The 11765-nt window shown below is 61.4% G+C and carries 13 protein-coding genes; 7 read left to right on the plus strand and 6 right to left on the minus strand.

Annotated features, from left to right (window positions below):
• Positions 1-17: 17 nt before the first annotated feature.
• Positions 18-782 (plus strand): CphA family subclass B2 metallo-beta-lactamase, encoded by a 765-nt coding sequence (gene cphA / locus OKC28_RS06245; RefSeq protein WP_442865743.1) that lies wholly within the window; start codon positions 18-20, stop codon positions 780-782.
• 224 nt (positions 783-1006) lie between these two features.
• Positions 1007-2278, plus strand: coding sequence for a hypothetical protein (locus OKC28_RS06250; protein ID WP_270688206.1), 1272 nt, complete (start codon positions 1007-1009; stop codon positions 2276-2278).
• An 88-nt stretch (positions 2279-2366) separates the two neighbouring features.
• Here the strand turns inward: OKC28_RS06250 and OKC28_RS06255 are convergent, their stop codons facing one another.
• Positions 2367-3617 carry a DEAD/DEAH box helicase gene (locus OKC28_RS06255; RefSeq protein WP_270688208.1) on the minus strand — a complete coding sequence of 417 codons (1251 nt, stop codon included), beginning with the start codon at positions 3615-3617 and terminating at the stop codon, positions 2367-2369.
• A 179-nt stretch (positions 3618-3796) separates the two neighbouring features.
• Entirely contained in the window at positions 3797-4666 is an 870-nt protein-coding gene (locus OKC28_RS06260) for a LysR family transcriptional regulator (RefSeq protein ID WP_058395302.1), read from the minus strand.
• 224 nt (positions 4667-4890) lie between these two features.
• Between OKC28_RS06260 and OKC28_RS06265 the strand changes: the two genes are divergently transcribed.
• Complete coding sequence (locus OKC28_RS06265) at positions 4891-6123, plus strand: MFS transporter (RefSeq protein WP_270688211.1); 1233 nt, start codon at positions 4891-4893, stop codon at positions 6121-6123.
• A gap of 19 nt (positions 6124-6142) precedes the next feature.
• Here the strand turns inward: OKC28_RS06265 and OKC28_RS06270 are convergent, their stop codons facing one another.
• Positions 6143-6577 (minus strand): hypothetical protein, encoded by a 435-nt coding sequence (locus OKC28_RS06270; protein ID WP_270688234.1) that lies wholly within the window; start codon positions 6575-6577, stop codon positions 6143-6145.
• 204 nt (positions 6578-6781) lie between these two features.
• On the opposite strand from OKC28_RS06270, the gene OKC28_RS06275 reads away from it, so the two are divergent.
• Complete coding sequence (locus OKC28_RS06275) at positions 6782-7690, plus strand: SAM hydrolase/SAM-dependent halogenase family protein (protein ID WP_270688212.1); 909 nt, start codon at positions 6782-6784, stop codon at positions 7688-7690.
• A 53-nt stretch (positions 7691-7743) separates the two neighbouring features.
• Here OKC28_RS06275 and OKC28_RS06280 read toward each other — a convergent pair whose 3' ends face one another.
• From OKC28_RS06280 to OKC28_RS06290, 3 genes are all read right to left on the minus strand, one after another.
• The gene (locus OKC28_RS06280) at positions 7744-8184 is read right to left on the minus strand and encodes a DUF6515 family protein (protein WP_270688214.1); all 441 of its coding nucleotides are present in this window, start codon (positions 8182-8184) and stop codon (positions 7744-7746) included.
• Between the two features lies 1 nt (position 8185).
• A complete protein-coding gene (locus tag OKC28_RS06285) occupies positions 8186-8476 on the minus strand; it encodes a hypothetical protein (RefSeq protein WP_270688216.1) in 291 nt (96 codons plus the stop codon).
• A 146-nt stretch (positions 8477-8622) separates the two neighbouring features.
• A complete protein-coding gene (locus OKC28_RS06290; protein ID WP_005320532.1) occupies positions 8623-9183 on the minus strand; it encodes a gamma carbonic anhydrase family protein in 561 nt (186 codons plus the stop codon).
• Between the two features lie 236 nt (positions 9184-9419).
• Here OKC28_RS06290 and OKC28_RS06295 point away from each other — a divergent pair, with 236 nt between their 5' ends.
• From OKC28_RS06295 to OKC28_RS06305, 3 genes are all read left to right on the plus strand, one after another.
• Positions 9420-10070 carry a ribonuclease T2 family protein gene (locus tag OKC28_RS06295; RefSeq protein ID WP_170946553.1) on the plus strand — a complete coding sequence of 217 codons (651 nt, stop codon included), beginning with the start codon at positions 9420-9422 and terminating at the stop codon, positions 10068-10070.
• A gap of 72 nt (positions 10071-10142) precedes the next feature.
• The gene (locus OKC28_RS06300) at positions 10143-10421 is read left to right on the plus strand and encodes a helix-hairpin-helix domain-containing protein (protein ID WP_270688220.1); all 279 of its coding nucleotides are present in this window, start codon (positions 10143-10145) and stop codon (positions 10419-10421) included.
• A 2-nt stretch (positions 10422-10423) separates the two neighbouring features.
• Entirely contained in the window at positions 10424-11470 is a 1047-nt protein-coding gene (locus OKC28_RS06305) for an NAD(P)H-dependent flavin oxidoreductase (protein ID WP_270688222.1), read from the plus strand.
• Positions 11471-11765 lie beyond the last annotated feature (295 nt).

Raw genomic sequence — 11765 nt, forward strand, 5'->3', positions numbered from 1 at the left:
TGTATCGAGGGAGCAAGATGATGAAAGGTTGGATACAGTGCGGGCTGGCCGGAGCTGTGGTGCTGGTGGCGAGTTTCTGGGGCGGCAGCGTGCATGCGGCGGCGATCTCCCTCACTCAGGTGAGCGGCCCAGTGTATGTCGTAGAGGATAACTACTACGTCAAAGAGAACTCCATGGTCTATTTCGGGGCCAAGGGGGTGACGGTAGTGGGGGCGACCTGGACGCCGGATACCGCCCGCGAGCTGCACAAGCTGATCAAACGGGTCAGCAACAAGCCTGTGCTGGAGGTGATCAACACCAACTACCACACGGACAGGGCAGGGGGAAACGCCTACTGGAAGTCCATCGGTGCCAAGGTGGTATCGACCCGCCAGACTCGGGAGCTGATGAAGAGCGACTGGGCCGAGATCGTCGCCTTTACCCGCAAGGGGCTGCCGGAGTACCCGGACTTGCCGCTGGTGCTGCCGAACGTGGTACACGATGGCGACTTCACCCTGCAAGAGGGCAAGCTGCGCGCCTTCTACGCGGGCCCGGCTCACACGCCGGACGGTATTTTTGTCTACTTCCCCGACCAGCAGGTGCTCTACGGCAACTGCATCCTCAAGGAGAAGCTGGGCAACCTGAGCTTTGCCGATGTGAAGGCGTATCCGCAGACGCTGGAGCGACTCAAGGCGATGAAGCTGCCCATCAAGATTGTGGTTGGCGGTCACGACTCGCCGCTGCACGGCCCAGAGCTTATCGATCACTACGAGACGCTGATCAAGGCCGCCCCGCAGGCATAAAGAGCCAGGGCGCAGAGATCACAAGAAGCGGCGCACCCTTGAAGGGTGCCAGCCAGAGAAAACGCCCGAACGGGCGTTTTCCTGTTTTCAGCGCACCGGATTTTCTGTGGCTGATTTCCGAGTCTTGCCGGTCGGCAGCTTGCCCCCGGCATTAAGGCTGTTCAAGCCGGGTGCGCTTTCATAAGATGGATTTCTCTCTGGCCAGGCAGCAACAAGTGACTGTTATGCAATATAAATCCCTCGAGCGGCTGAAGCAGGCCTTTATCACCGGCATGTGGGCCTCGCTCGCCAGTATCATCATTGGTTTCGCCTTCAAGGTGTGGCTGGCGCAGTGGGTGGCCAAGGGGGACCTGGCGCTGTTCAACAGCGTGGTGGATTTGATCTCCCTGTCGCTCATCCTGATGACCGGCTTTCGCTCCTCCATGGTGGTGAGCTACTCCCAGACCAAAAACGACAGAGACATCATCAATATCTTCCGCTACTTCCTCATCGGTATTGTGCTGCTCACTTGGGGGATTGTGATCCCCTATATAAAGCACGGGCTCCATATCCGGGTGGAGTACCTGCAACTGGTGGGGATCATCTTCGGGCTGGGGCTCAAGGTCTACTTCACCAATCTGGTGGCCATGTACCGCATGTATGACATTTCCAACAAGGTCACCTGGCTGGAGCCGCTCGCCAACGCCCTGATGTTTATGGCCTGCTACTTCGGGCTGGGGATGGATGCACTCTCGTCGCTCTTCTACGGGCTGACGCTCTCGTCGCTGGGCATTGCCCTCTATATGTATCTCTATCGCCGCCGGGACATCGCTACCCGACCGCTCGCCAAAGTCGAACTCGGCCCCGAGATGCGCAGCTATGTGAAGAAGAGCTTTACCGCCTCGCTGGAGGCGGGGGCCAGTATCCTGATGATTTACATTACCGTGCTGCTCACCATACGCCACTTCAGCATCGACGAGCTGGGGGATTTCCAGGTGGTGGTGCGCCCCATCTTCACCTATATGACGCTGCTGTTTGTCTTCCCCATCTACCGCTTCGTGCTGCCGGAGCTGGCGGTCAATCTGCGCAACGGCGATCACCGCCAGATAAGGCTTATTCGCCGCTGGATCTTCCGTCTCTCCGCCATCGTCAGTCTGGTGTTCTTTGTGCTGATGCTGCTGGCGGGCAAGCCACTGGTGTTGCTGCTGTTCCCCGTCGACTATGTGGGCGCCGTGCCCGTGCTGTTCCATTTCTCCATCTTCTTCATCTTCATGATGCTCAACGGCTATCAGCTCGCCTATATCAAGGCCCATGGCCACTTTACCCAAAGCCTGCTGATCCGGCTGGCGGGCATAGTGGCGCTGGTGGCGGCCTACTATCTGGTAGCCCGCTTCACCACCAATGTGGTGGCCATTATCGTGGCACTCGGTCTCGGTTATATGGCGATGTTTATTCTCTCCACCCTGGCGGAGCGGCAGATTTTGCGTTCCCTGCCACTGGTACTGGCGACCCGCTAGGTGCCAAGTCACCAAGCATAGCGCTGGCCCTTGTCGGATAACAAAAAACGCCCATGCGGGCGTTTTTTATGGGCGGCGTTGAGGCGGCTTAACGCTGGCCCTTGCCACTCTTGTTGCCGCCGAGGGCCTGCTTTCTGGCTCTCTGTTTCTGGGCGGCCTTGCCGTTGCGGCGCGGCTCGGGTTCGAAGCGGGTGAGGTCGGGTTCGAAGCCCGGGAACCACTGCTGGGGCAATCGGGTGTCGAGTACCGCTTCCACCTTCTCCAAGAGCGGGGCATCTTCCGGGCTAAATAGCGTGATGGCCAGCCCCTTGTTGCCTGCGCGGCCGGTACGACCGATACGGTGGACGTAATCTTCGGCCACAAAGGGGAACTCAAGGTTAATCACATAGTTGAGATCCAAGATATCGAGGCCGCGGGCAGCCACGTCGGTGGCGACCAGCGCCTGCAGGGTGCCGGCGCGAAACGCCAGCAGCACCTTTTCCCGCGCGCCTTGCGACAGATCGCCATGGAAAGCCAGCGCATTGATGCCCGCCTTGCCAAGCTGCTGGGCCAGCTTGTCGGCCCCCTGCCGGGTGCGGCTGAAGATCAGCACCGGTGCCCAGCCCTTCACCTTGATCAGGTGCTCCACCAACGCCAGCTTGCGCTCGCCATCCACCGCATAGACCCGCTGCTCCACCTCGGCCGCCGTTGTGTTGCGCGGTGCCACTTCGATCAACTCCGGGTCGCGCAGCAACACACTGCTCAAGGCATAGAGGTTGTCATCGCAGGTGGCCGAAAAGAGCAGGGTCTGGCGATCCGCAGGTATCTGTTTCAGCAGTGCCTTGATCTCGTCCATAAAGCCCATGTCGAGCATCCTGTCCGCCTCGTCAAACACCAGATGGCTGAGGTTATCAAGGCTCAAGGCCCCCTGGCGCAGATGATCGAGCAGTCGACCCGGGGTAGCGATCAGCAGATCCACCCCGGCTTTCAGAGCATCGACCTGCGCTGCAATGCTGACCCCGCCGTAGACCAGGGCGCTGGTGAGACCCGTACCTTGCCCGTAGCGCACCACGCTATCAAAGACCTGCACCGCCAGCTCGCGGGTCGGCACCAGCACCAAGGCGCGGATGGGGCGGGCGGTGTCGTTCGCCGGGTGTTGCATCAGTTGCTCCAGCAGCGGCAGCACGAAGGCGGCGGTCTTGCCGGTGCCGGTCTGGGCCCCCGCCATCAGATCCCGCCCCGCCAGAATGACGGGGATGGCGCGGGCCTGAATGGGGGTCGGCGCAGCATAACCGAGCTCGGTCAGAGTCTGCTGCAGACGGGGGGAGAGGGCCAGTTCGGCAAAGGAGGCAATGGACATAGGGGCACCAGTGTGGGGTTATCGTGGCCAGGGCCAAGATGGAAACAATCGTAGTGGCCGGCATGGTAACAGAAGCGGGGGCATGGGCAGAAGGCGGGGAGGGGACTGGGCTCTATCCCTCGCCATATCCCCTGCTCGGGCTCGGGAGCTGCGCCATGGCGAGCAACTCCCTGTGCTGGTTAACGGCAGTGAAACACCTCTTCCAGCGCATCCACCACGGCGCGCACCCGGCTGGCCTTCTGCAGGTCGGGGTGGAGCACCAGCCAGATATCGACCGGATCGCTGAGGGCGGGCAGCACCCGTACCAGCTCGGTTTCTTTGTCTGCCAGAAAGGTGGAGAGCAGCGCTATCCCCAGCCCCTGACGGGCCGCCGCCAACAACAGCAGCTGGGCATTGCACTGCAGCACCACGTTCGGCTCGTGCAGCGGCTCCCCGCACAGGCTGTGCCAGTGGCGGGAGACCAGCTCTTTTGCAAACAGCAGCAGGGCGTGCTGGCTCAGGCCCAGGCCGCACTTGGGCGTGCCGTGTCTGGCCAGATAGTCGTGAGAGGCGTAGAGCCCCATCTCTATGGTGGTGAGGCGCTTGATCACCAGCTCGTCGTTGTCGGGGCGCAGGCCCCGAATGGCGAGATCGGCTTCGAGACAGGCGATATCACTGACGTTGACCGCCGTCTGCAGGCTGAGACGAATGCCGGGATGGCGCTCTCGCAGCAGGGTGAGGGCGGGCAGCACGAAGGCCTGTGCCAGGGTGTCGGTGGTGGCGATGCGTACCTCGCCGCACAGGCTCTGATCTCCGGCGCTTGCCTTGCGCTCTATGGCCTGGATGGCCTGCTCCATGGCGCTGGCATCGGCCAGCATGGTTTCGCCGAGCGGGCTCAGATCATAGAGTTTTGGTGTGCGGATAAAGAGTTTGGAGCCCAGGTTCTGCTCCAGCGCCGTGATGCGTCGCCCGACGGTAGCCTGATCGACCCCCAGCACCCCGGCCGCGCCGCGCAGTGTGCCCTGTCTTGCCAATGCCAGAAAAAAACGCGCGTCATCCCAGTTGATCATCGAGCCTCCCACTCAAGTTCCCCCCGCTGGGGCGAGCCCATTAGAAGCCAGCACAGGCGGGATCACAAGCCAAGTGTGCCCTGGTGTGCGTGCAAATAGATGCCGAACGCATGCATTATTGAAGCCGCATGATGCATTTGTGCTGCTGTCGGCGGCGCTGTGCGGGCGCTATCATGGCCGCCTCTCACCAGCGGGGTTTGGCCCCGTGCCCATCGGAGCCGTGCATGTCATCACCCTTGTCTACCCCCGGGCCCTGCCAGTCGGGCGCTGCCCATGGCGCCATTCTGCTGTTTCTGCCGCTGGCCCTGATGTCGGCGCTGCTCAACAGCAGCGTGCCTACGCCGCTCTATCCCCACTATCAGCAGATGCTGGCGTTGAGCGATGTGAGCCTCACCCTGATTTATGGTGGCTATGCGGCTGGCGTGCTGATCTCGCTGTTCGGAGTGGGCAATCTGGCGGGCCGGGTGACAGACCTGCGTGCCATGATATTGCCTGCGCTGCTGGCGGTGTTGGGGGGAGCCCTGCTCTTCTCTCTGGCCGATTCGTTCTGGTCGCTGCTGCTGGCGCGGGTCTTGGCCGGCATTGGCACGGGGGCGCTGACCGGCGCCGCCAATGTGGCCTTGCTGCGCTTCGGTCCCCGGGATGGCGGCAAGCGGGCGGCGCTCAGTGCGACCCTCTCTTTCACCGCCGGGCTGGCGCTTGGCCCGGTATTCAGCGGCTTGGCGCTGCAACTGGACTTTTATCCGACTCAACTGCCCTTCCTGCTCATCATGGGGCTGGCGACCTGCGCCATGGTCGGCGTTGTGCTGAGCTGGCCCGCCAGCGCACGAGCGCAGCCGCCAGTGGCATCGGGGCAGGGCAGGGGCTCCTTGGGGGAGGGGCTCAAAGCCACGGGGGCGGCGTTCTTCCTCTGCGCCCTGGCTCTGTTTACCGCCTGGGCGGTGGCGGCCAGTCTGCTGGCAATCGGCCCCAAGGTGGCGAGCCAGTTGCTGGGGATGCGGGATCTCGGCCTGTTCGGCTATCTCATCGCCGCCTATCTGGTGTTCTCCGGCCTGTGCCAGCTATGGGCTCGCCGCCTCGATGCCCGCCACACACTGCAGAGCGGCTGCCTTGCCCTGGCGCTCAGCGTGCTGCTGTTTACCGGCGCCGTTCACTATCAGTCGTTGTGGCTGGCAGGGTTCGGGCTGTTGGTGTCCGGTTATGCCCAGGGCGCCGCCTTTGTCGGCAGCGCGACTTTGGTCAATCGCATTGCCCCCAGCGCCAGCCACGCCCGGCTGGTGTCGCTCTTCTATGTGATCGCCTATGTGGCCAACTGGGTACCTGTGCTGCTGGGCTGGGTGAGCGACAGCGTCGGCCTGCTGGCAGCGGTGGATGTACTCGCCCTCGGCTCTGTTCTGATCAGTCTTGGGCTGGCCTGGGGTGTGTCGCGAACCCGCTTCGAGCGAGCCGCGGCCTGAGCCAGTTATCCGCCAGCACTTACTCCGCCACGACTACCCGTTTGGCATCCAGGTGGTGCATCCATTCCCGCAGGATCAACAACACGGCGGCAAAGTGCCGTCCCTTGGGCAAGTGGGCCGCCGCCAGCGGGTCCCCTTCCACCATGGCGGCAAACTGGCCGAACAGCTGCTCTATGCTCTCCCGGCTCAGCTCATGGCTGCCGAGCTCGCCAGCCAGCGGGACCGGGCTGTACAGCGTCACCAGCTCGTGGGCCGGAATGCGGGCCGCCAGCGGCATGAGCGCATCCTCCACCACCATGATGGCCCGTTCCAGTTCGTGCGCCGTCGGCGGATCCTGGCGAAATGGCCCCGGTGTCATGGCGTCGAGACCAAATGCCAGCTTGTAGGTGATGGTGATGCCGTCGGCCTGGGTGATCAGCACCTTGCTGATCTGTTCACCCAGATTCAACGCCAGGGTGGGGGCTTAGGGTCTGGTCATGTTGTTTCCTCTGTGATCCCGTCACGGCAAAGCCTATCCATACACCCGCCAGCATGGACTGGCGAGTGCTTTTCTGTTCCCCCCATACAGGTGAAACGGCTTGCAATGCTGATGATAGGTGGCATTCTGGATGTCTAAATGGCTGTTCTTGTTCATCTATCACGATTCAGGAGTTCTGATATGGATATTCGCACCGCTCCCCGGGCCCTTGCACTCGCCCTCCTGCTGGCCAGCGGCATCGCCGCCGCCAACGAGGCACTGGTGATCCAGACCGATTTTGGCCTCAAAGATGGCGCAGTGTCAGCCATGAAGGGGGTTGCCTTCGGTGTGGACCGCACTCTGCCGCTCTATGATCTGACCCACGAAATACCGGCTTACAACATCTGGGAAGGGGCTTACCGCCTCTATCAGACCCTGCAGTATTGGCCCAAAGGCACTGTGTTTGTCAGCGTGGTAGATCCCGGTGTGGGCACAGATCGCCACTCTGTGGTGCTCAAGACCAGGAGCGGCCACTACATAGTCACCCCGGATAACGGCACCCTGACCCTAGTGGCCGAGCACTTCGGCATAGACGCTGTGCGTCAGATCGATGAGAAAACCAACCGCCTCAAGGGATCCGAGAAGTCTTACACCTTCCACGGCCGCGATGTTTACGCCTATACGGGCGCACGGCTTGCCTCCGGTGCCATCAGCTATGAGCAGGTGGGCCCGCTGCTGCCCGCCGAAGTGGTGAAGATCCCTTACCAGCCGGCTGTGGCCGAGAAAGATGGCACCCTCAAGGGCACAATCCCGATCCTGGATGTGCAGTACGGCAACGTCTGGACCAATATCGACGAGACACTGCTGACCCAGGTGGGGGTCAACAAGGGGGACAAGGCCTGTATCAAGATCAGTGAAGGGGATGTGGTCAGGTATGACGGCAAGGCTCCTTATGTCAGCAGCTTCGGCGACGTGCCGGAAGGCCAGCCGCTGGTCTACCTCAACAGCTTGTTGCAGGTCTCGGTCGCCCTCAACATGGACAGCTTCGCCGCCAAACATCAGGTGCAGTCGGGTGCCAACTGGCATATCAGTTTGAAAAAGTGCTCATGATCATCCGCTGACACACATAAAACCGGGCGCCTTGGCGCCCGTTTTGTTGCTGCTTACCGCAGTGCGGCGGGAGGCGGGACTTCCGTGTAGCGCCCGTCAATCTCCCGCTGATAGTAGTGGCCGTCTCTGACGTAGTAGCGGCGACCATCCAGATCCAGCGGGATGAGGTGGGTCTCCGTTTGCACCAAGATGGCCTGAGTGGGTGGCGTGACCACCACATAGTGGCTCTCCTGTTGCTGGTAATAGATGCCGCCGAGCACATAGTAGGTGAGCCCCGCCAGCAATATGGTCTCCACCCCGCTAGGCAGCCTGTCGATGCGATGGCCCGGCGCTGGGGCTGACCAGGGGCCTGCGTAGTGACCATGGCGGAGGGCGGAAGGTGGCATGTCTCGTCCCGGCGGGCCGCCCGGTCTGCCCATCTCGCCCGGGCCCGCGAGTGCAGGAAGGGTGATGAACAGCGCCAGCGCCCACGGCCAGAAGCGATCCTTGTTCATCTTATTGGCCCTTGAGCGGGGCAGTGGTGGGCTGGGCCCGGATGGCTTGCGGCGGCAACTCCCGCACACTGATCATCACCTCATAGCGTTTGTCTGTCTCGGCGGCAGGGATGTTCTTGAACAGCTCCTGAGCAGTCGCCTGGGGATCCTTGCTCTGCTTGCTGGCCTGATAGAGTACCGAGGGTGGCGGCATATGAGCGCCGGGGCGATCGGGAAGGGGAGGCTGTATGTCGCTGGCGTGCACAAACAGGCTGCCGAGCAGCAGGGGCAATAAGAGGGCTTTGCATGACATGGGATGACTCCATCCGGGTGAATATGGCCCATCAAACGCCACACCCATGCTGCGCTCAATCGCTTTTACACACCCTTTTCACCCCCTTTACAGTTGTGACAACGGGCGCCTGGGCGCCCGTTGTGTGTCATGAAACCGGGTCGGCCTCAAAACTCGTTGGAGAGCGCCTTGTAACCTTTGACCAGGTCTATGTTGGTGTGAGCCACATCTTCGGAAAACTCGGTGGCATCCACAGTGACTCTGGGGATCTCGGCCAGATCGCTCTGCTGGTTGATGCGGGTCGTGGAGGGCACATAGAAGCCGGGGGGCAGATCGCAGCCATCCACCACAGAGTTGTGGCGCACCACTGAACCTTCACCTATATGGCAGTTGAACAGCACGCTGTTGAAGCCGATGAAGACCCGGTTACCGACTTCGCAGGGGCCATGCACTATGCTGCGGTGGGCGATGGAGGTGTACTCGCCTATGGTGACGGCAGCGCCGGACTTGGAGTGGATCACCACCCCGTCCTGAATGTTGGAGTTGGCGCCGATGACAATGGGCTCCATGTCGCCATTGGCATCCACCTCGTCGGCGCGGATCACCACATAGGGGCCGACAAACACGTTTTCCTTGATGATCACCTTGCCACAGATGATGGCTGTCTTGTCGATATAGGCGGACTCGTCGATGACCGGCAGGTGGCCGGATGGATTCTTGCGGATCATGTTGCATCCTGTTGAAGATGAAATCGGGATGGGGAAAGGGCGAGGCATGAGGGCCTGCCGGTGGGTCAGCTTACGCCTGTGGAACGGGAGGGGGAACCCTTTACTGGTCTGACCCCCAGGGGCGCGCTGTCATCTTGCCGGGGTGTTCCCTCTTCTCAAAATATGGGAGCATGACGTCTGCCGACGGGGCTGCGCTGCCGCGTTGGCACTCTTTTGATATAACGCTGGAACCCAAGATGAAGAAGATTGTTGTGCTGCTCGGCACCCTGCTGCTCTCCCCTTTGTACTCTTCTGCCGTACAGGCCAAGGGGCAAGCGGGCGAGTTTGACTATTACGCCCTGGCGCTCTCCTGGTCGCCGGAGCATTGCGCCATCAAACCGGCCGATCGGGATCAATGCTCCCGCCAGCTGGACTTCGTGTTGCACGGCCTCTGGCCCCAGTACCAGCGCGGCTACCCGAGCAGCTGTTCTCGCGAGCGGCTGGATCCTGACATGGAGCAGCAGTTTGCCGGGCTCTACCCCAGCCGCTTTCTTTATCGCCATGAGTGGGAGAAACACGGTACCTGCTCAGGCCTCAGCCAGCGCCAGTATCATCAGCTTGCCAGCGACCTGCGTCAGAAGGTGAAGATCCCGGCCGCGTATCAGTCCCCTGCCGAGCCTCTGCGCAAAAGCCGCTTCCAGCTCAAGGCGGATCTGGCCAGTGCCAACGACTGGCTGGCGCCAGACAACATCACGGTTGCCTGTGCCGACGGCGGTCGCTTCCTGCGGGAGGTCTACATCTGCATCAACAAGGAGGGGACGGATGCCGTCACCTGTTCCGACGAGATGCAAAAGCGTGAACTGCGATCCTGCGGTCAGCCGGACTTCCTGCTGCGCAGCGTGCGCTGATCACTCGCTATCTTCATCGGGCCCCTTGCGGGCCTGATGTTCAAATACCGCCATAGGAAAGGAGTCTGGGCAATGACCGACATGAAACAGTTCTCGGCACAGGAACGAAGCTTGCTGCTAGGGGTTAAAGGGGTGGGTCCCACCGTCATAGGGCGGCTCGAACAGCTGGGTTACCACACACTGAGCGAGCTGGCCGGGGCGGATACAGCCCATATAGTTCAGCTGGTGGCCAGCATGCTGGGGTCGACCTGCTGGCAGAACAGCCCGCAGGCCCGCGGCGCCATCGATGGCGCCATAGCGCTGGCGCGCAGCCAGGTCGCTGCTGTTTCGGACTGTACGCGGGGTACATAGCCATGAACCTGTTTGCAGAGCTCGGGATGCGTTATCCCATCGTTCAGGCCCCCATGGCGGGAGTGCAAAACAGTGCGCTGGCGCTGGCCGTCACCGGTGCGGGTTGTCTGGGCTCCTTGCCGGCGGCCATGCTCAGTTCGACTGACCTGCGAAGCGAGCTCGCTCGGCTTGCCGCCAGCGGTCTGGGGCCATTCAACATCAACTTCTTCTGCCATCAGCAAGGGGATCCAGATCCCCAGCAGGTTGCACGCTGGCAACAGGCGCTGGCGCCTTTTTATGCCGAGTTCGGTGTGAGTACCGATGCTGCATCGAGTGGGCCAGGGCGTGCCCCGTTCAACGCCGAGCATGCCGCCATCCTGACCGAGTTCAAACCCGCGGTAGTCAGCTTTCATTTCGGCCTGCCCGAACCGGACCTGCTGGCCCGGGTGAAAGCCACGGGAGCAAAAGTGTTTGCCAGTGCGACCACGGTAGCAGAAGCGAAGTGGCTGGCCCGCCATGGCGCCGATGCCATCATAGCGCAGGGACTGGAGGCAGGCGGCCATCGCGGCCATTTCCTCAATGAGGATCTCGCTTGGCAGCAAGGTACCTTTACCTTGCTGCCACAAATAGTCGCGGCGGTAGAGCTGCCCGTCATCGCTGCCGGTGGCATAGTCGATGGCAAAGGTATCGGGGCCGCCCTTGCGTTGGGCGCCAGCGCCGTCCAGATGGGAACTGCCTTCCTCTGCTGTCATGAGGTGACGACCTCTGCCCTGCATCGCGCCGCGATTTATTCTGCCCAGAGCCAGCACACAGCCCTGACCAAGGTGTTCAGCGGCCGCCCGGCCCGAGGGATAGTCAACCGGCTGATGCGGGATCTGGGCTCGCTCTCGGATCTGGCACCTGACTTCCCCCATGCCAGCAGTGCGCTGGCACCGTTGCGTGCGGCAGCTGAAAAGGAGGGTGATAGTGGCTTCTCGCCATTGTGGGCGGGGCAGAATGTATCGGGTTGCCGTGACCTCCCGGCCGCCGAGTTGATCGCAGCATGGGTGAAAGAAGCGGGCCTGGCGTGATCGCTTCTTTATATAGGTAGATGAGCGGGAGGGGCGGCATGCAAGGAGTGGCACTTCCACTGGCTAAACGTGGGGCACTCATGATGCCAATAGTGCCGTTTTACGGCATTTCTGTGGATAAGTTTGTACAAAAGCTGTGGTTGGTTATGAATAACTAAAAAAGTGCCGATTTTTGCAGTTTTATTGCATTGAGGGCCTTGCCAACGCGATCAATCTCTCTATAATGCGCCACATCGACAGGGCAAGCGGCAACGCAAACAACCTCGTCGATAACCTCGAAAAGCCTTTGAAAATA

It is taken from the genome of Aeromonas sp. D3 (genome assembly GCF_027705025.1).
GTDB lineage: Bacteria > Pseudomonadota > Gammaproteobacteria > Enterobacterales > Aeromonadaceae > Aeromonas > Aeromonas salmonicida.